The organism is Lentilactobacillus sp. SPB1-3 (assembly GCF_026913205.2).
Lineage (GTDB): Bacteria > Bacillota > Bacilli > Lactobacillales > Lactobacillaceae > Lentilactobacillus > Lentilactobacillus terminaliae.
Genome location: NZ_CP168151.1, coordinates 1,322,037 through 1,337,592 on the forward strand (window position 1 = coordinate 1,322,037; position 15,556 = coordinate 1,337,592).

Below are 15,556 nucleotides of genomic sequence, written 5' to 3' on the forward strand. Positions count from 1 at the left end.
TCTCCTTTCTAATAAAAAAGCCGGTCATGACTGACGGCTACTTGTGCTGGTTGACTAACTATTTCCCTACTCAATGCTTGAGTCATTGAATCGACCTCATCATCATGTTCCATGTTAGGAAAACCAGTCCATTCATCTAACAATTCGTTAACCCACGGTTGCCACTTGGGATGTGGCAAATAGATATTTCCAGCCTCAAAGAACGGTACTACTACATTAGCTCTGGTTACTTTGTCTCCCTTTGGGACAACCGGAATCACACCAGAAATAGCATTACGAATCGTATTAATAATTGCAGATCCATTAGCTTTATCTTCAATATAAATAGCCGATGCTTTAGGTTGTCGTTGATGCATGCTCATAATCGCTTTTAACTGATCATTAAACGCCATACGGTCATGTACTCGATCAAGTAAGTAGAAGTTAGCTCCTTGCTTACCCCAAGTTTGACCAGCCACGTAATCGCTAGTATCTGACATTGTAAAGGTAAGATCCCAACTACTCCATGTTTTATCTAGCTTAGGTAAGATGGCTACTGAATTGTCATGGTCTAGTCCCAATTTGGTTGCAGTCGCTCCATCTGGTAGATAGTAATGTACTTGATCAGTTTTAAAGACGTTACCACCATCTAGCACTGGCCTTTGCTGGTACAATGCTGCCCATGTTTTAGAGCCTGATACTCTCATAGTTTGTTCCGCCCACTCTTTTCCCTTATTCATAGGTGGGAACGGACATAATGGTTCACCAACTTCACGACCTAACATATCGTTTTCTTCAGCAATCGCTGGTAATTTAATTTCTTCCCATGGCAATGCCATTTCTTTAAGCAATCTTCCCGCTAAATCATCAACATTCCATCGAGTCATAATCACAATAACCGAACCAGTTGCTGATAAACGACTATAGAAACTGGCCTGCCACTCATCCCAAATCTTATTACGAATTGTAGTAGAGTTAGCATCTTGCATCCCTTTAATTGGATCATCAATAATCAATAAATCAGAATGCTTACCAGTAGCTGAACCTAGAATAGTAGTTGAATGCATAGCACCACGGTGGTTAGCAATTTGCCATTCATTACTCGTATGCTTAGTAGGAGAGCTGGTTAATCCATACATATCCCTACCGAATTCATTAAACTTAGCCAAGTTACGACTACCGAAGCGTTGTGCTAAATCATCAGAATAACTGGCTACCATAACTTCTTTTTCGGGATGCTTCATCAAATAATAACTGGGAAAGGTTTCCGTGATAGTAGTCGACTTGCCGTGTTGTGGTGGCATTTCAACAATTAAAAAACGACGCTCACCGTCAGCAATAGGCTGCAGAGCGTCGCATAATAACTTTGTATGTGGAAACAACCTCATTTGATAATCTTGGGACATTTGAAAGTAATCGGCGTAACTACGTCTGGATAACTCTAATCGGGACTGCTTTGCAATCGTTGCACGTTCACTCTTTGTTAGGCTCATTAGCTAATCGCCTCAATTCTTCGGTACTTAACTCTTTTAAGTTAGGCATGTTTAAACTACCAGATACATCAATATCTTGCTTATCTCGCCATTTTTCAGGCTGTCTATTCTTTAGCCAGAAAATTTGTGCCGTTGTATCTGGTGGAACTTCTTTTTCCACTTCTTTAAATATTTCCAGCTCACCAGTTTCTTCTGAGATAGATTTAGTGACTTCAACAGTTTTATAACCCAAAGCTCGTCTAAGCAACGCACTTTCAACTGCATAGTCTGTGACCTCTTTCCCCTTTTTTAGGGACTCTAGAATCTCTGGATACTTATTCTCCCAAACATATAAAGTAGCGGATGAAATACCCATATTTTGAGCAATTTGTTCATCAGTGAGGCCATCTCTAGCCCAACCTTCAATCTTGATTAGCCCTTCCGGTGTTAACCACTCTTGATATTTGCCTTTAGCCACGACCTCACCTCCTCAATTCTGTCTAGCTATTCTTTACGTTTGTCTTCTAATTCTTTATCAATTTTTCTATCGATCATTTCTTCTAAACTGCAGGCATAACCGTATTCGGTTTGACTCATGTGGCCGCTATGGTAGAGATCCATCAATCCCACCAGCCTTTATAGTGGCCTAGCCACCAAATAAATGATTCAAATACTAAAGCTACTAAAATTGTTATTGCGGTCTGCATAGGCCACCTCCTTAAAAATGGGTATAAAAAAACAGCCCATTGGCTGTTAATCTTTATTGATTATTTTAGAAAGTATTAAAAAGATTATGACTAATATGATAAGTATTATGCCTGATTGAATCAAAAAATTGTTTGAGAATAGCTGTAAGCTCATACCTACCACATCCCTTCGCTAATAAAATCCTTTTTCCATCTTTTGAGGGATAATTAGGCAAAGGCTAAGTGACGGAGTTGCACCGACATATCTACTCTTAGCCTACCAGTTAGCTATCTAAATTAATGTATAATATATTGAAGGAGATATTATTTGGTTTGGCTATGATTTTTCTAACTGGTAAAGTTGTCAGTCGGAATCGAACCAACTTAAAGCTCCTAGCGACAACTAAGGGTGTTTTTATATTTTTCGACAATACCAATATAACCCCGTAAAACACATTGTGCCTGCACTGTAACTGCTCCCTTAATGCAATTTTTTAAAAACTATTAGATCATAATACATAAATGACTCTGCAAACTGCAGCAGTGCTTTTGGCTTCCAATAATGAAAATAACTAGATGGACTATAATTTATAAATTGCCAGCACATTGTATCGGTATAGCCTTCAAGATAAAGCAAACTAAGTATCTGTTTACAGTCTTTATCACAAATACTGATAGCTTTGATAGCTTCTTTAACGGCTTGCTCTGCAGTTAATCTTTTAACGATTGTTTCATCGGCGGTATTAGTCGAACTTGGTGCTTTAGGCATACCGTCATATGTAACAGCCCTTAATTCACTAGCAGATCTACCACTCATACGCATTAACCCTGGCAATTCTACCTCTAGGAAATGTATTGCGTTTTTACGAGTTGCCTTTTCATCAATTTCACGAAATAAATGAATGATATTTTTGTCGTCCAATATAGTTACACCCCTGTTTTTAATAATTTTGTGAATAAAAAATAAATATGGTAAAATTAGGTGTAAACTTATACTTTTATTAATTGGTCGCCCCCGATAGGCGATCTTTTTTATTGCTTTGGTTCCAGAATATTGAGAACACGTTCAGTTAATCCCATGACCGTTTTTCTATTAGCACCATGGGATAGTAATTCGTGGCCAAATATGACAGCGATATCAGTTAAATATTCAATTTCGTTATCATATCCGTTCATATCAATATCGAATCCTGCTTCACCATTCTTACTTGTAAAAGTAATCTTTTTCATTATGCTAGCTCCAATTCTTTGATTGACCGTTTTCTAATTTCATTCTTGTAATCAACATCTAAATCTTGATTAATAAGAACTACATCTGGAAATACTAAGCTTTCAAGCCCTTTAGGCATTAACTCTTCAACAAATTTAATCTTCATTTTTAGTTCTCCAATCAGGCAATCCGACCAAGGTACCTGTTTTTAGTCCTGTTCAATTACTTATGATCAACTTGATTTTCCAAATATAAGTCGCTCATCCCTAATAAATCAGCAATGCTATACAAAGGTTCAGCAATCAGCTCCTGAATATCCTGTTTTGTAGCATTTCTAAATTCGTCTTCACCAATCTTAGTCTTAATTTCTTTAGCTTCTGCAATTTCAATTGCATCCTTAAGTGCATTTCGTACGTTATCGTAATCAGTCATATTGCTTTCTCCTATTTATCTTCTTTATAATCTTGTTCAATCATTGGCATAATTCCATTTTTCTTTAATAACTGATAAATAAAAATATGCCCCTTTTGAGTCCATTTAGTCTGTGGCTTAATATCTTTGCGACCATCGGTGTGATTATATGGGACTGGGATTGTGTGGGTATAACCGTTACTTTGATATTTACTATACAAATACCAGCTACCAGATTGATTATATTGAACGCCAAGTTCATGAAGTTTCTTGTTTAATTGATTTGGTGTCATACCATAATTCTTAGCGATTGCAGTAACTGAAACTAATCCTTTATTTGCCAAAATACGGTCATAATAATTTGCTTTAGGCTGCAATTCTTTTATCTGTTGTTCTGCAATCAAACGACCAGAACGTTCTGTTTTTAATTGCATTGCCAACTCGATAATCGTATCTGGGTTTAGTAGAGCTTCTTCAATCTTTTGATCTGTCATATAAGCGCCATGCTTACGGATAGATGGTAGGACTTCGTTTGTGACCCAATCTTGAAAACGTTCTGCCGTTTTGTTATTTGCTTTAATTGCTAAACGATACATTTGTGGTTCAGTGATGAAATCACCAGCGCCAAAAGTGGCGCCATTACCTAAATATTTATTAACTCGATTCCAACGGACTTTATTAGTTCCTTTTGAGTTATCTACCAACCCTACGCTCTTTGCCACTGTTTCTGCATCAAACATTAATTTGTCATTAACTAGCTTGACTGGAACTTCTTGCCCCTCAAACTTAAATGTTTCTGTCTTATCTAAAGTAGAAACTGTGTTCATAATTAATACCTTCCTTTCAAATAATTTACGTTTGTTGTAAACTTGTACTATAAAATATTTTTCTTAAGCCAATTTCTGACCAAATTGGCTGTTTTATTACTTACTTCTACAGAAGAGTCTGCATCTAAAACCTTGCGCAAGGTAAATTCTGAAATTCCCACTTCTTTTGATAATTGAAGTCTGGATTTCTTTTGCAAAGCGCTATTTACGATTAGTGTTTTTCGCTCCTCTTCAGTTATTGATTCCATAAATTCTCCTTCTTTAAATTTACACATCTCGTAAATTATTTATATTATAATTTACATTTTGCGTAAATTCAAGCTTTTTATTTTATTTGAGGTGCATAATGACAAACAATATTAAAAATGAGCGTAAACAACTCGGTTTAACTCAAAAGGAATTGGCAAATGAATTTAACCAATACTTAGCTGAAAATCGCCCCAAAGCAAACCCTGTTTCCTATGCTGCAATTTCAAGATGGGAAAATGGTGAAAATGATCCTAATTCCGATACATGGTTTTCGCTTGCATCATTTTTCAAAGTATCTGTTACATATTTGCAAGGATATTCTTCCGAAAGAGTCACTGATGAAATGACCATAATGAATGAATTGGACGAAATTACGTTTTCTGAAGATGCAAATATAAACGAATCAATTCATGAAGGACTTGGAAATATTTTTTTAGCTCTTATCGATAAGGTCGAATACTTAGAACGACAATTAGACGAACATAAGAACCCGGAAAAATATGAAGACTATGATTAACTTTTTTATTTTAGAAAGGTCGGATTTCATTGACTTCAAAGTTACCAATGTTTGGACTAAGAATCCCTAGAGAACTCTTAGACAAGATTAAATATGTTGCTTCTTACAACGGTCGGTCTGCTAACAAAGAAATTGAACAATTAATTCAACATCATGTTGAAAATTTTGAAAAAGAACACGGTGAAATTAAATAGTTATCAAGTCGCCTGCCGGGGTGGTATTTTTATTGACAAATGTTTATTTCGTATTACAATGTATTACGTAAGGAGATGATTATTTTGGCAATGATTACAGTTCGTGTTTCAGAATCTGAAAAAGAATGGTTACAATATATGGCTGACTTTTACGGTGTAACTTTATCCGACCTAATGAAGAACTATTCTATGGAACAACTCGAGGATGAGTACGATAAGCAAACAGCTGAAATAGCACATAAACGATTCATTGAAGATGGTAAGCAAACCGTGTCTATGAAGGATATCCTTGATGAATTTGGTGATTTAGATTGAGTTATTCACTAGAATTTACCAGGGAAGCTCAACGATCATTACGTAAAATGGATAAACACCAAGCAACGTTAATAACTCGCTGGTTGTATCAGCATGTAGATGGTATTGATGATCCGCGATCTATTGGCAAAGGATTAACTGCCAATCGTTCGGGTCAATGGCGATATCGAGTCGGTAACTATCGAGTCATCTGTGAAATTGAGGATGACGAATTAATTGTCACGGCCATAAATATTGGCCATCGCAGAAACATCTACGATTAAGTCCACAGTAATGTGGGCTTTTTATTTATCTTCTTTTTCAGTAACTTCTAAAATCACAACTTCACGCTTGCCCTCCATGAATGAAGGATCTTCAACCAGTCGATACTCTTGGCCACCAATCGTGATAATGTGGTTTTTGCGATACTTAGCTAAACTATTCATTCGTCCGCCTCCATTAGTCGTTGCAGAACGTGTACAGTAGCAGTATCGATTCCGTCCTGCTCAGATACGCTGGCGATACTGCCATACTTCGCTTCTAGCGGTATCAGTAACTCATACATAACTCTTGTACTTTTCCGCATCGTAATCACTTCCTAGCGTATCGTGCGTCCCAGTAATCCATTTGTTTTTTCGTCATGATGCGCAAATTAATCAAATCGTCTTCGCCTAACGTGATTGGTTTAACGTGGAAATAATCTAGAAACGATTGCCCACCCATGCTGTGGATCAACTCGTGATGTTTCCGACAGAGGCATATAAACGATAATTTTCGATGATCGACTTGCTTTCGGCTCCGATTGCCCACTGCTTGATAGTGGTGGATGTCCGCATGCTCTTGCCCACAGATACAACACACACGGTGGCGCAAACATTCATACAAGTAATATTGTTCGTCCTTAGGCAATAGCTCATAACCCTTCTTGAACGGCACATGCCACTCGAACATGAAGTCGATAACTAGATCTAGTAACTGATTAACATCGCTCACGGAAGATTCTGAATCGTTTGACAGGCTGATCTCTTTTCCAGCTGTGTAAAAGTAAAACTGGTTGTAGAACATGGCCTTTAGAAAGTCCGCTCCTACCCACCAAAAGTGTCTCGTGATGTCATTTAATAATGCAAAGAACAACCGCCGTTGTTGTGGCCTGCTCCGTCTCGGGTCAGCAATCTCAAAGTCAACAAACAACTGGCCATTACCTCTAGTTACTGTCTCGATATGATCGGCGTTCAATTCGTGTGGCAAATCGATAATCAACTTGCCGTCTTCAATTTTGGCGGGGGCTCTTTGCATTTAATCACTTCCCAACAAGTAATATAATTATGAAAAAAAGGAGAATTATCATGTACTTAAATCTAAATGAAATTACCGTACTTAAATTCATCGCCCAAAGCTTTAACAACAATCCAACTAGCCACCCAGAGACAGCTATTAGCATGCAAACATCAATTTCTGAAAATAATGCTAGAGAGATTTTAGAAAATCTAATTGATCAAAAGTTAGTTAGACAGTTATTTAAAAACGATGATAATAACAGCAGGTATGAGATTACTAATCGTGGCACAAATTTATTAAATGACATCGAAACCTCTGACAGAAAAGAAAAGATTAGAGAATTCCGTGATTGGGTTTGGCCGATTGTTACAGCAACGATTGCTGGAATTATTTCAGTTTTAGTTAAATAAAACATGGAATAACCAGATAATTACTGCACTAACGATTACTGGATATAACCACCTCATGATTGGACCTTGTTTCATTTGTCATGCCTCCTCGTGTGATCTGATTTGCTTTTAAACTCTTCGATTTCGACGGGTTTAGGATGGCTAACCTAAATCTTTGGCTTGCTTCCAAAATCCTTTATTACCCATGTTTTCCTGTTTACGATGATCCATAGCATGTTGGTAGCCGTATAAACCTAACTCCAGCAATCGTTGTGACCTTATTTGCAGAATCCTGATACATAAATTATTTAAATCATCTGGTTTTAAATCGTAAAATTCACGTCTCCAGCTATATTCTGTCGCCACGTATTTTGGCCCTTCGTAATGCATAATTACATTAAATCTGTAATTCAGATGTTCTTTTCCTTGGTGATCACTTAACCGAATACTGTAGAGCAAGCCATAATCCAGCTTCAAATAGATGCTATTTGTTGAATAAGCGTCATATCTCATGACTTTAATTCCTTGGCTTTGAAAGAAGTTGATTAAAGTTTGAGTCACCTTTCGTAATTTCATAAAATTCACATCTTCTCATGTTTCTTAATCTCGACTTCAACTCTTGGGTTGTCTTTATCCACCGAGAATTCGTCATAATAATTGCCAATCTCTTTCCAGCCATCATTTTTAATCAAACCAGCCTGCTTCATGCCATCTTGGATAAACTTAATGGCAAACCGGATATTATCTTTGTCTTTACGTTTGTCCTTCATGTACCAGTGACAATAGATATCAATCTTGCCAGTCACTTTAAGTCCCTCGTGCATGGCTTTTTTGGTGTACATCGAACAGATAGTGGTGTAGTAGCGTTTTAAATTGCTACCGTGATACCGATTGCCCCGTTCGGCGTCGGAGTATTGGTTCAAAGCTAGGAGTTCACCTGGAATAACTATTTTGACCATTAGCGCCAGTCACCTTCGCTTTGTCGCTTTTCCATAGTTTCCAGTAGTTCAGCTAACTCCAGGCGTTTGCTTTCTTCGGGTAGCGCTTGGCTTAAATCGCCTTGGTATTTAGCAATCAGCGATTCTACATAGGCATCACCATCTTCTAATAATCGCCACCCCTGCCGTTTCTCCAGTCTGGCAGTTTCGATAGCTGACCACACCATTTCAGCTCGCTTGGTATCTTCTTGCTTAACTAACTTATACAGAGTGTCGTTCATGCCCATTCTCGCAAATGATTTTTTCATCAGCTTAACGTGATTGGCAAACCGTTTGGCACGTGATAGATAAGCATTCACTGCTCGGCTTTCCTCTAGTAATTCATCTTGCATGATTGCTTGATAATCTCGATAATTTAATTTTTCCGCCACTGCATTCGTCATCTAATTGCCTCCTTAGGGATTTCTTTGAAGCGCATTTTTTCTCGGTTGAAGTTCAGGTCAATATCTGCTAACCCACCCTCACGGTTCTTTTGAATTGAAAGACACTCGATGTTGCGAATCTCTTCATCTGGGCAGTACAGAAAGCCCACAGCTGAACTGTCTTGCTCAATGGACCCTGACTCTCTTAGGTCAGATAGTGTTGGACGTTTATCCTGCCGATTTTCAATTTGGCGACTAAGCTGGGCTAAAGCAATGATTGGGATATCAAATTCATTAGCAGTTTGCTTAAGTTGGCGAGTAACTTCCCCAACCTGCAAGTAGCGCTCTTGATTGCCCGGCACATTAACTAAACCGATGTAATCAATAATAGCAACATATTCGTTAGGCTTAGACTTAGCAGCATTTTTACGAATGATTCGTAGAATATCTGGCAAGTTAAATTCGGTATCATACACTCGAATGAACTTTTTGCGGTAATTATCAAGGCTTAATCGAATAAATTCCTTTTGCTTATCGTTTAGAAAATATGGATTTTTTAATGCTCCGGAATTAATCCCTGTCTCGATACTGACCATACGGTTAACCATTTCTCGCTTCGTCATTTCTAGCGTGAAAAAGTCCACATGAACATTAGGTTTTTGACTAGTAATTTCATAAGCAAGATTAGCTGAAAAGGCTGTCTTACCAACCGAAGGTCTAGCACCAATCGTAAACAGCATGCCTCCGTATAAGCCTCCGTTAAACACCTTGTCTAACTGCGATAAGGTTTTAATGCCAGTTGGCCGCTCGTGGTCAATATCTTGCTCCAGTTGCTCAATGGTTTGCTGTAAATCGCCGTCATCATTGATTTGCTTCACGTTTTCTAGCAAGCCAATCACGTTTTTCAGCTCTTCTAGATTTGCTGATACTGGGGCATTGATGTACTGGTTAGACTTATTTTGTAAGTCCTTAACCAAGTACCGATAACGCATCTGCATCACATACATCTCTAGCTGGCTGTCAGTGATGAACTGGTTTTTAAGCTCATTGAGCTTGCTTGAAGATACGTCAGCGTTTGGGTGATTGTACTTAACCTGACCCATAATCGTCAGCGAGTTAACCTGCTCTGGGTCTAGCTGCATAATGGCTTCGTAAACAAAGCGCAAAGTGGGTTGTTCAAACCACTCGGCATTTATCTTGGTCACCAGTCGGTTAGCTGGGCGGTTAAGCAAGATGCTGATTACTCGCTCTTCGTTATTCATTTAGGCTCACCTCATGACTATTAACTAATTCATTTAATTTTCTAGCCCGTTCACGTTCAGCTGAAACGGTTTCGGTTGAGCGCTCGTTGCTATATTTAGGCTTGGATTCTTTGTCGTTCTCTAAAGCTTGCATCTTCATTTGGTCATAGTGTTTTCTAAGCTTGGTTGGTGACAGGATCACCTTATGCCAGAACTCATCTTGCTGTGACCAATCGATCATATTTCTTATCTGATTAGGCTTATGCTCATCACGTTCAGCCATTAGTCGAATGGTATTAGCCCACTTTTGTTCTTGGCTATCGGTCAGCGATTTGCGCTTCTCGTCATTGGTTTTGATTTGCTCAAACAGATACTTAGCCAATTTCAGGTAAGGGGAATCAGCACCGTATTGGGGTGCATTCTTTTTATCTTTTTCTTTTTTAGTTTTGTTTAGTTTATTTAATGTGCTACCATTCCGACTCTTTTGCGACTCTTTTACGACTCTAACTTGTGCACTATCTTGTACACTATCTTGTGTACTATCTGACGTGTAGAGCTGGCAAACGCTGTAGGCAGTGGCTTTTGATCCGTGGCTTTTAAAGTCGATTAATCCGTATTGTTTTAACGCATTTCTCGCTTTATTAACTCCTGATCGGGATAATCCGCTCATCGATTCAAGGGTAAGATTTGCTGCTGTAAACCACTTAGCCCAACCGGTTTTGTTATTGATCCACATAAGTGCGTACCATAAACTAATTTGACCGCTTGAGAGCTTTTGATTATACGTGAGAAAATCATTAAACCCTCGAATCTGTTGTAGATAATTCATGTTGAACCCCCTAAGAATTCCGACCTACCTCCACTTGTTTAATAATTAGAAGGGTAATTCGTCATCACTAATTTCAAGCTCATCATCTGCTTGATTCACCACCGGCTTAGCATCAGGTAAATCAAAGTCATTAACGTTGATGTTTAACTGTGGCTTGCCCTCATACTCGGTTAACTCGAAAGTACCAGTAACTGTTACGTGACTGCCTTTCTTGTAAAACTGCTCAATGGTATTTGCTCGCTTGCCCCAAACGGAACATCTGAACCAATCGGTACCATAGTTGTTTGTGCCTTTATCAGGACGGTTCTTGCGAACAGCTACGCTAAAGTTTGCTACTGGGGTGCCACTAGTGGTATTAAGTAAGGGATCACTCCCTAAGTTTCCTGAAATTGTTATCTGTCGCATTATTTGACCTCCTCTAAATCTAGTGCGTTACTGGTATCCATTAACTTTGTGGATTCTGCTTTGATTAAGTTCTTCATATCTACGGCTTGACTAGCACTCATCTTTTCCCAATTTTTAATTTTCAGGTTATCCATTAGTCGTTTTAGATTAGTTTTGTTATCTTGGTTGTTTAGCAACGATAGTGATTTAATCTCACTGATTAATTCATTCCTGTCTTTATCACTTGCTAAAGTTGGCTGTGGCTTTGGTTTAGCTTGGTTATGTTCTCGTTCAGGCAAATCTTCACCGGCGTAAACATAAAGTCCTAATCCATGTAAGGCAGCAGCTTTAACGAAGCAACGTTGCTTAGCCTTGTTAATTTGGTCTTGAGTTGGTTCAAGAACTGCTTTGTTTTTGAAATCCATTACATACAGCGTTTCAGTTTCAGACTGACCCTTAATTGTCAGCGTGCATTCTACATATGTTCCAGTATCAGTCTTGCAGTAATCAACATCACGACCAGTTAATTGACCAGTTTTAAAGTCATATTCTTTGAATTTGGTATACTCACGTTTAGCATCTGGATCTATTTCTTTAATTTTCTGCCATGCCCAGACCCATGATAGATACTTCAGATTCATGTTGCCTTTATTTTCTAGATGGTCTGACACGTTGATTTTACTTAATTGTTCAAACAAGCTTTCTTTCTTTTTTGCTTCGGTCATAACTACACCTCCTATAGGATTTTCAGTTTGCGGTTGCCTTCTAGGCTTGCACCAGTGATTTCTTTACCCGCTTTAATGTCAGCTTGTATCTTGGCTTTATTGGCCGTGTATACGGTCTTTGAGTTGATATAATCGACTGGTAGTTTAGTCAAATCAGGTACTTCAACGTGGTAGGATAAACGCCCGAACCCTAACTTGTGATTATCGGTCTGTAGGTTGCTAATACCTGCGTCAGTCATCACATCAGATACATAACGTTTGAGACTATCAATCTTGTTTTGCTTATGTTTTTTATCATCTTGGTATTCTTTGGCTTTCTTGATATCCCAGTCGACATCCTTTTGTAGGTCATCTATCCAGTTGCTAATGTTATCTAGCTTCTGGTCTCTGGTATCTTGCAGACTGTCGAGAGTATCCTTAATTATTTCAAGTTCTAGATCGTCTCTACTTTTCAAATCGTTAATCGCTTGAGTTAAATCATATAAACTGGTTTGCATATTAATTCCTCCAGATAATTAGTTGTCCCATGAATCTTCACAATCTTTTGTGTACTTTTCTTCACGCTCATCAGCTGTCATGCTTGGCTCTTCATACTCATCAGCTAAGCGGTCATAGAATCTATCTTCGTCCATGGATTAAGCCTCCTAACCATTGAAAACTGCGTTTTTTGGGAATATAATCAAAGGCATAAGATGTTTTGATAAGTTTTTTACTCGTTGAGTTGGACAGTGGCGGCTGTTCAGCTCTTTTTTTATGCTTATTTTGTTCCGAAAAAGTCATTAGTTAGTTCCTCCCATACGTCTTTGAACTTTGGAAAATCAAACAATTCTTTACGATGCTCAATGACTAGTGTGATGCCACCGAAGATTGCTAAATAGATGATGAATGTAATGCCTTTACTAATTAACTCTTGTAAGATGTCTAACATGCGATAGCTCCCTTTCATTGTGTTTAATGATTTCTTGATTTCTTAGTTGCAGTAAGCCAGCGATTTGTTTTTCGTCACCATTTTGTTTAGCTTGGTAAATTCGACGATTTAAGACGCTGATTCTTTGATCGAAGTTATTAATCATACATATGCCTCCTAATCCCAATTAATTTCTGACCAATGCTTATCGATAAACTTGTTAAACTCTCTAGCTTTAAACCACCATGGATTACCGTTACCAGTTGATCTATGCAAATATTTATCAAGTTCCATTTGGTCAAGTTCTTTTTTAAACTTTGGATTGAACAAGATATTTCGCTTAATCCAACTAATACTCTTGTTTCCTAAATGCTTGCGTAAGTCATTCATTGTCCATCGCAATCCGGCTAATGAGTCAGCTTGCATCTCTTGATACTCTGATTTATTAACTAGTACATATTGATCAGGTATTTGAATTGTTACCTTTGCACTTAAAGCTTGTGGCATAAGTTAACCTCCAATCTTGTCGTTAACCTTTTCAAAAATCTTCATTGGGTCTCGCCGGTTGTAATCGCACTCGATAAAAAAGTTAGTAAGTTCTGCTGACATCTCTTCGGCGTATTCGTCAAAGTAGTTATCAATGATTTGTTCATCTTTAGATGTTCGATATCCATCCGACTTAATCATGCTTTGATAAGCTATTTGTTGCTTTGCAATTCGTTCACTTTCTTGTTGCTGTTGATCAATAACACTGGCAAACAAATCCGCTTTATGTCGTTTGTCATCTTTAAAAGATAACGTTCCGTAATCAGCTCTTGAGGCCGAGTAAGTGAAGAATGCGTCTTTTAATAATTTAGCGATAGGATGCATTACATCATGGCTCATTTTGCGATCGCCTTTTGACCACCTTGATAAGGCTCCTCTAGTAGCTGGTACACTCTCAGCAACATCGCCTTTATTCACCCCCTTAGGTAATCTTCCTAATGCCAAACTTAATTGTTTGGCTTCTTTTCTTTCCCGCATTTAAATCACGCTTTCGTCAAAATATTTAGTTCTATTTGTCGAGCTATAATCGCATAATTAATTTATGCAAAGGTTAGTTCCGTTAATTCTTGCTCGATTTGTTGATTAATAATTTGAACAGCTCTGCTTAACCCTTCGTCACTTAGCAAGTTCAAATCATCTGTCGTATTACTTGTGTGACGAATTAAATAGTTAATCATTTCTTTACGTGTCATGCGATCACCTCCTTTAGTTCTTTGACAACTAAATAACACCTTTTAACTCTTCAAATACTTTGCGAGCATCATCAATGTTGCTTTGGTTAATTGATGAAACATTAGAAATTCCTAAACTGAATCTGATAATGGTATAAATTGCTGTTTGTAGGCTGTAAGCTTTGACATTATTTATGTCTGAATCATCTTTGGATAAGCAATAAATCCTGATTTCATCTTTAAGGCCTGGCCAAACTGAAACGTTTTTTGTCCGTTCAATTTGAGCCTTAAGTTCCTTGTTTTCTTGCTCCAACTTATCTAGCCGCTCTTCGTTAGTCATTACTTAGTCACCTCTTTAACTGCTCCATTAAGTATTATGTTAAATGCGCTTCTTCCTTCGGGAGTTATAAGCGTTTGCGGATAGCCTTGCTTATTATCCTTAATAGTGAAATAAGTGTTTGCATAAGCTGCTCTAGGCTTAATCACATGATGAGAGTTTCGGTAAATGTACTTATGGTCCAAAAGCCAATTAATAAATTCTTTTTGTCGTTTCCCAAGCATTTTGGCAGTGTCTCTAAAGTTAGTTAATGTACTTCTTTCCACCAAATCATCGAAATACGCTGCTTTAGGAGACATGAGTTCATTTTTTGCAGTTAACTTACGGTTTTCTGCTTTTAAATCATAATTTTCATCTTTTAAATACTCATACCCTCGCTTAATCACTTCGGCAGGATCATTCCACTTACGCTCAACTTCAATAAAGTAAGCTCTATATTTAGCTCCCATCTTAGTTTTACTCATGAGTGCTAAGTTTTTAGCCATATCAATGGTAATAGCGTAGTCTTGAATATTCTGTTGCTGTCCGCTTGGATGGTTAGGATTGTAGGGCGTAGTTACAACTACACCCTCAAAATCATTGCCTTCAATAAAGGAAGAGAAGTTTTGTGTTACCCACTGGCTAAATCTAGTTTTTACTTTCAACCCTTTGTATAAATCTCGAGCAGATACGACCTGTTCATAATTTTCATTAACATCAACTTTGATTAATTCCATTACTTAGTCACCTCTTCTGCTAATAGGTCATCTGTTTTAATTCCCAAAGCTTTAGCCAACTTGTGAGCCGTCGTTAGTGTTGGAACAGTACCTCTTTCGATTGAACTAATCGTGGTCTGCTTGACGTCACTCTTTAGCGATAAATCCGTTTGGGACATCTTTTGTTTTTCTCTGTAAAAACGTAATCGGTTAGACATTACATCACCTCCTTTGTTAGCAAAGTTTTGCTAACTGAATGATTTAATTATAACAAAGTTTTGCTGAATGTCAACAAAGTTTTGCTATAAATTAAATTTCATCATGTCTTGTTGTTACAATTGGTGTTAGCAATAAA

The 15,556-nt window shown here is 37.8% G+C and carries 32 protein-coding genes; 5 read left to right on the forward strand and 27 right to left on the reverse strand.

Features of this window, described 5'->3' with window-relative positions; translation table 11 throughout:
• Nucleotides 1-8 precede the first annotated feature (8 nt).
• The 8 genes from terL to O0236_RS06730 all read right to left on the reverse strand — a co-directional run bounded on the left by terL (nt 9) and on the right by O0236_RS06730 (nt 4,833).
• The gene (gene terL, locus O0236_RS06695) at nt 9-1,472 is read right to left on the reverse strand and encodes a phage terminase large subunit (protein WP_268914098.1); all 1,464 of its coding nucleotides are present in this window, start codon (nt 1,470-1,472) and stop codon (nt 9-11) included.
• Nucleotides 1,453-1,929 (reverse strand): helix-turn-helix domain-containing protein, encoded by a 477-nt coding sequence (locus O0236_RS06700; RefSeq protein WP_268914097.1) that lies wholly within the window; start codon nt 1,927-1,929, stop codon nt 1,453-1,455. The genes terL and O0236_RS06700 overlap by 20 nt, the downstream gene beginning before the upstream one ends.
• Nucleotides 1,930-2,618: 689 nt before the next feature.
• Nucleotides 2,619-3,059, reverse strand: a complete 441-nt coding sequence (locus O0236_RS06705; RefSeq protein WP_268914095.1) for an ArpU family phage packaging/lysis transcriptional regulator — start codon at nt 3,057-3,059, stop codon at nt 2,619-2,621.
• A 110-nt stretch (nt 3,060-3,169) separates the two neighbouring features.
• A complete protein-coding gene (locus O0236_RS06710) occupies nt 3,170-3,367 on the reverse strand; it encodes a hypothetical protein (protein ID WP_268914093.1) in 198 nt (65 codons plus the stop codon).
• Nucleotides 3,367-3,513 (reverse strand): hypothetical protein, encoded by a 147-nt coding sequence (locus O0236_RS06715; RefSeq protein WP_268914091.1) that lies wholly within the window; start codon nt 3,511-3,513, stop codon nt 3,367-3,369. Before O0236_RS06715 ends, O0236_RS06710 begins: the two co-directional genes overlap by 1 nt.
• 56 nt (nt 3,514-3,569) lie before the next feature.
• Entirely contained in the window at nt 3,570-3,779 is a 210-nt protein-coding gene (locus O0236_RS06720) for a hypothetical protein (RefSeq protein ID WP_268914089.1), read from the reverse strand.
• Nucleotides 3,780-3,790: 11 nt separating this feature from the next.
• Nucleotides 3,791-4,585 (reverse strand): phage antirepressor KilAC domain-containing protein, encoded by a 795-nt coding sequence (locus O0236_RS06725; RefSeq protein ID WP_268914087.1) that lies wholly within the window; start codon nt 4,583-4,585, stop codon nt 3,791-3,793.
• A 47-nt stretch (nt 4,586-4,632) separates the two neighbouring features.
• Nucleotides 4,633-4,833: a hypothetical protein gene (locus O0236_RS06730; protein ID WP_268914085.1), complete on the reverse strand. Its 201-nt coding sequence runs from the start codon at nt 4,831-4,833 to the stop codon at nt 4,633-4,635.
• A 98-nt stretch (nt 4,834-4,931) separates the two neighbouring features.
• On the opposite strand from O0236_RS06730, the gene O0236_RS06735 reads away from it, so the two are divergent.
• The 4 genes from O0236_RS06735 to O0236_RS06750 all read left to right on the forward strand — a co-directional run bounded on the left by O0236_RS06735 (nt 4,932) and on the right by O0236_RS06750 (nt 6,123).
• Nucleotides 4,932-5,351, forward strand: coding sequence for a helix-turn-helix domain-containing protein (locus O0236_RS06735; RefSeq protein WP_268914083.1), 420 nt, complete (start codon nt 4,932-4,934; stop codon nt 5,349-5,351).
• 29 nt (nt 5,352-5,380) lie between these two features.
• Nucleotides 5,381-5,545 (forward strand): Arc family DNA-binding protein, encoded by a 165-nt coding sequence (locus O0236_RS06740; RefSeq protein WP_268914082.1) that lies wholly within the window; start codon nt 5,381-5,383, stop codon nt 5,543-5,545.
• 84 nt (nt 5,546-5,629) lie between these two features.
• Nucleotides 5,630-5,860 carry a type II toxin-antitoxin system RelB family antitoxin gene (gene relB / locus O0236_RS06745; protein WP_329608930.1) on the forward strand — a complete coding sequence of 77 codons (231 nt, stop codon included), beginning with the start codon at nt 5,630-5,632 and terminating at the stop codon, nt 5,858-5,860.
• A complete protein-coding gene (locus tag O0236_RS06750; protein WP_268914080.1) occupies nt 5,857-6,123 on the forward strand; it encodes a type II toxin-antitoxin system RelE family toxin in 267 nt (88 codons plus the stop codon). Before relB ends, O0236_RS06750 begins: the two co-directional genes overlap by 4 nt.
• Before the next feature lie 21 nt (nt 6,124-6,144).
• On the opposite strand, the gene O0236_RS06755 is transcribed toward O0236_RS06750, so the two are convergent.
• The 3 genes from O0236_RS06755 to O0236_RS06765 are packed head-to-tail and all read right to left on the reverse strand — an operon-like array spanning nt 6,145 to nt 7,135.
• Complete coding sequence (locus O0236_RS06755; RefSeq protein WP_268914078.1) at nt 6,145-6,285, reverse strand: hypothetical protein; 141 nt, start codon at nt 6,283-6,285, stop codon at nt 6,145-6,147.
• Nucleotides 6,282-6,425 (reverse strand): hypothetical protein, encoded by a 144-nt coding sequence (locus tag O0236_RS06760; protein WP_268914076.1) that lies wholly within the window; start codon nt 6,423-6,425, stop codon nt 6,282-6,284. The genes O0236_RS06755 and O0236_RS06760 overlap by 4 nt, the downstream gene beginning before the upstream one ends.
• A gap of 5 nt (nt 6,426-6,430) precedes the next feature.
• On the reverse strand, nt 6,431-7,135 hold the full coding sequence (locus tag O0236_RS06765) for a putative HNHc nuclease (protein WP_268914074.1): 705 nt from the start codon (nt 7,133-7,135) through the stop codon (nt 6,431-6,433).
• A gap of 50 nt (nt 7,136-7,185) precedes the next feature.
• Between O0236_RS06765 and O0236_RS06770 the strand changes: the two genes are divergently transcribed.
• Nucleotides 7,186-7,527, forward strand: coding sequence for a winged helix-turn-helix domain-containing protein (locus tag O0236_RS06770; protein WP_268914072.1), 342 nt, complete (start codon nt 7,186-7,188; stop codon nt 7,525-7,527).
• A gap of 141 nt (nt 7,528-7,668) precedes the next feature.
• Here the strand turns inward: O0236_RS06770 and O0236_RS06775 are convergent, their stop codons facing one another.
• From O0236_RS06775 to O0236_RS06850, 16 genes are all read right to left on the reverse strand, one after another.
• Complete coding sequence (locus O0236_RS06775; RefSeq protein ID WP_268914071.1) at nt 7,669-8,082, reverse strand: hypothetical protein; 414 nt, start codon at nt 8,080-8,082, stop codon at nt 7,669-7,671.
• 5 nt (nt 8,083-8,087) lie between these two features.
• A complete protein-coding gene (locus tag O0236_RS06780) occupies nt 8,088-8,465 on the reverse strand; it encodes a RusA family crossover junction endodeoxyribonuclease (RefSeq protein WP_268914069.1) in 378 nt (125 codons plus the stop codon).
• Entirely contained in the window at nt 8,465-8,887 is a 423-nt protein-coding gene (locus O0236_RS06785) for a hypothetical protein (protein ID WP_268914067.1), read from the reverse strand. The genes O0236_RS06780 and O0236_RS06785 overlap by 1 nt, the downstream gene beginning before the upstream one ends.
• Nucleotides 8,884-10,128, reverse strand: a complete 1,245-nt coding sequence (locus O0236_RS06790; protein WP_268914065.1) for a replicative DNA helicase — start codon at nt 10,126-10,128, stop codon at nt 8,884-8,886. Before O0236_RS06790 ends, O0236_RS06785 begins: the two co-directional genes overlap by 4 nt.
• Nucleotides 10,121-10,936: a hypothetical protein gene (locus tag O0236_RS06795; RefSeq protein WP_268914063.1), complete on the reverse strand. Its 816-nt coding sequence runs from the start codon at nt 10,934-10,936 to the stop codon at nt 10,121-10,123. The genes O0236_RS06790 and O0236_RS06795 overlap by 8 nt, the downstream gene beginning before the upstream one ends.
• Before the next feature lie 45 nt (nt 10,937-10,981).
• Entirely contained in the window at nt 10,982-11,341 is a 360-nt protein-coding gene (locus O0236_RS06800) for a single-stranded DNA-binding protein (protein ID WP_268914061.1), read from the reverse strand.
• Nucleotides 11,341-12,045: a DUF1071 domain-containing protein gene (locus O0236_RS06805; protein ID WP_268914060.1), complete on the reverse strand. Its 705-nt coding sequence runs from the start codon at nt 12,043-12,045 to the stop codon at nt 11,341-11,343. Before O0236_RS06805 ends, O0236_RS06800 begins: the two co-directional genes overlap by 1 nt.
• 11 nt (nt 12,046-12,056) lie before the next feature.
• The gene (locus tag O0236_RS06810) at nt 12,057-12,542 is read right to left on the reverse strand and encodes a siphovirus Gp157 family protein (RefSeq protein WP_268914059.1); all 486 of its coding nucleotides are present in this window, start codon (nt 12,540-12,542) and stop codon (nt 12,057-12,059) included.
• 260 nt (nt 12,543-12,802) lie between these two features.
• Nucleotides 12,803-12,973, reverse strand: a complete 171-nt coding sequence (locus O0236_RS06815) for a hypothetical protein (protein ID WP_268914058.1) — start codon at nt 12,971-12,973, stop codon at nt 12,803-12,805.
• Nucleotides 12,945-13,118 (reverse strand): hypothetical protein, encoded by a 174-nt coding sequence (locus tag O0236_RS06820; protein ID WP_268914057.1) that lies wholly within the window; start codon nt 13,116-13,118, stop codon nt 12,945-12,947. Before O0236_RS06820 ends, O0236_RS06815 begins: the two co-directional genes overlap by 29 nt.
• An 11-nt stretch (nt 13,119-13,129) precedes the next feature.
• Nucleotides 13,130-13,459 (reverse strand): DUF771 domain-containing protein, encoded by a 330-nt coding sequence (locus O0236_RS06825; protein WP_268914055.1) that lies wholly within the window; start codon nt 13,457-13,459, stop codon nt 13,130-13,132.
• 3 nt (nt 13,460-13,462) lie between these two features.
• On the reverse strand, nt 13,463-13,975 hold the full coding sequence (locus tag O0236_RS06830) for a hypothetical protein (RefSeq protein ID WP_268914053.1): 513 nt from the start codon (nt 13,973-13,975) through the stop codon (nt 13,463-13,465).
• A 62-nt stretch (nt 13,976-14,037) separates the two neighbouring features.
• The gene (locus O0236_RS06835; protein ID WP_268914051.1) at nt 14,038-14,190 is read right to left on the reverse strand and encodes a hypothetical protein; all 153 of its coding nucleotides are present in this window, start codon (nt 14,188-14,190) and stop codon (nt 14,038-14,040) included.
• Nucleotides 14,191-14,218: 28 nt separating this feature from the next.
• A complete protein-coding gene (locus O0236_RS06840; RefSeq protein WP_268914049.1) occupies nt 14,219-14,509 on the reverse strand; it encodes a hypothetical protein in 291 nt (96 codons plus the stop codon).
• The gene (locus O0236_RS06845; RefSeq protein WP_268914047.1) at nt 14,509-15,222 is read right to left on the reverse strand and encodes an antA/AntB antirepressor family protein; all 714 of its coding nucleotides are present in this window, start codon (nt 15,220-15,222) and stop codon (nt 14,509-14,511) included. The genes O0236_RS06840 and O0236_RS06845 overlap by 1 nt, the downstream gene beginning before the upstream one ends.
• On the reverse strand, nt 15,222-15,419 hold the full coding sequence (locus O0236_RS06850; RefSeq protein ID WP_268914044.1) for a helix-turn-helix transcriptional regulator: 198 nt from the start codon (nt 15,417-15,419) through the stop codon (nt 15,222-15,224). The genes O0236_RS06845 and O0236_RS06850 overlap by 1 nt, the downstream gene beginning before the upstream one ends.
• Nucleotides 15,420-15,556 lie beyond the last annotated feature (137 nt).

Excerpts from the sequence above, each read along its gene's own strand:
- terL (WP_268914098.1), bottom strand. The coding sequence starts at position 1,472 with ATGAGCCTAACAAAGAGTGAACGTGCAACGATTGCAAAGCAGTCCCGA.
- O0236_RS06710 (WP_268914093.1), bottom strand. The coding sequence starts at position 3,367 with ATGAAAAAGATTACTTTTACAAGTAAGAATGGTGAAGCAGGATTCGAT.
- O0236_RS06715 (WP_268914091.1), bottom strand. The coding sequence starts at position 3,513 with ATGAAGATTAAATTTGTTGAAGAGTTAATGCCTAAAGGGCTTGAAAGC.
- O0236_RS06720 (WP_268914089.1), bottom strand. The coding sequence starts at position 3,779 with ATGACTGATTACGATAACGTACGAAATGCACTTAAGGATGCAATTGAA.
- O0236_RS06725 (WP_268914087.1), bottom strand. The coding sequence starts at position 4,585 with ATGAACACAGTTTCTACTTTAGATAAGACAGAAACATTTAAGTTTGAG.
- O0236_RS06730 (WP_268914085.1), bottom strand. The coding sequence starts at position 4,833 with ATGGAATCAATAACTGAAGAGGAGCGAAAAACACTAATCGTAAATAGC.
- O0236_RS06735 (WP_268914083.1), top strand. The coding sequence starts at position 4,932 with ATGACAAACAATATTAAAAATGAGCGTAAACAACTCGGTTTAACTCAA.
- O0236_RS06755 (WP_268914078.1), bottom strand. The coding sequence starts at position 6,285 with ATGAATAGTTTAGCTAAGTATCGCAAAAACCACATTATCACGATTGGT.
- O0236_RS06760 (WP_268914076.1), bottom strand. The coding sequence starts at position 6,425 with ATGCGGAAAAGTACAAGAGTTATGTATGAGTTACTGATACCGCTAGAA.
- O0236_RS06765 (WP_268914074.1), bottom strand. The coding sequence starts at position 7,135 with ATGCAAAGAGCCCCCGCCAAAATTGAAGACGGCAAGTTGATTATCGAT.
- O0236_RS06770 (WP_268914072.1), top strand. The coding sequence starts at position 7,186 with ATGTACTTAAATCTAAATGAAATTACCGTACTTAAATTCATCGCCCAA.
- O0236_RS06775 (WP_268914071.1), bottom strand. The coding sequence starts at position 8,082 with ATGAAATTACGAAAGGTGACTCAAACTTTAATCAACTTCTTTCAAAGC.
- O0236_RS06780 (WP_268914069.1), bottom strand. The coding sequence starts at position 8,465 with ATGGTCAAAATAGTTATTCCAGGTGAACTCCTAGCTTTGAACCAATAC.
- O0236_RS06785 (WP_268914067.1), bottom strand. The coding sequence starts at position 8,887 with ATGACGAATGCAGTGGCGGAAAAATTAAATTATCGAGATTATCAAGCA.
- O0236_RS06790 (WP_268914065.1), bottom strand. The coding sequence starts at position 10,128 with ATGAATAACGAAGAGCGAGTAATCAGCATCTTGCTTAACCGCCCAGCT.
- O0236_RS06795 (WP_268914063.1), bottom strand. The coding sequence starts at position 10,936 with ATGAATTATCTACAACAGATTCGAGGGTTTAATGATTTTCTCACGTAT.
- O0236_RS06800 (WP_268914061.1), bottom strand. The coding sequence starts at position 11,341 with ATGCGACAGATAACAATTTCAGGAAACTTAGGGAGTGATCCCTTACTT.
- O0236_RS06805 (WP_268914060.1), bottom strand. The coding sequence starts at position 12,045 with ATGACCGAAGCAAAAAAGAAAGAAAGCTTGTTTGAACAATTAAGTAAA.
- O0236_RS06810 (WP_268914059.1), bottom strand. The coding sequence starts at position 12,542 with ATGCAAACCAGTTTATATGATTTAACTCAAGCGATTAACGATTTGAAA.
- O0236_RS06815 (WP_268914058.1), bottom strand. The coding sequence starts at position 12,973 with ATGTTAGACATCTTACAAGAGTTAATTAGTAAAGGCATTACATTCATC.
- O0236_RS06820 (WP_268914057.1), bottom strand. The coding sequence starts at position 13,118 with ATGATTAATAACTTCGATCAAAGAATCAGCGTCTTAAATCGTCGAATT.
- O0236_RS06825 (WP_268914055.1), bottom strand. The coding sequence starts at position 13,459 with ATGCCACAAGCTTTAAGTGCAAAGGTAACAATTCAAATACCTGATCAA.
- O0236_RS06830 (WP_268914053.1), bottom strand. The coding sequence starts at position 13,975 with ATGCGGGAAAGAAAAGAAGCCAAACAATTAAGTTTGGCATTAGGAAGA.
- O0236_RS06835 (WP_268914051.1), bottom strand. The coding sequence starts at position 14,190 with ATGACACGTAAAGAAATGATTAACTATTTAATTCGTCACACAAGTAAT.
- O0236_RS06840 (WP_268914049.1), bottom strand. The coding sequence starts at position 14,509 with ATGACTAACGAAGAGCGGCTAGATAAGTTGGAGCAAGAAAACAAGGAA.
- O0236_RS06845 (WP_268914047.1), bottom strand. The coding sequence starts at position 15,222 with ATGGAATTAATCAAAGTTGATGTTAATGAAAATTATGAACAGGTCGTA.
- O0236_RS06850 (WP_268914044.1), bottom strand. The coding sequence starts at position 15,419 with ATGTCTAACCGATTACGTTTTTACAGAGAAAAACAAAAGATGTCCCAA.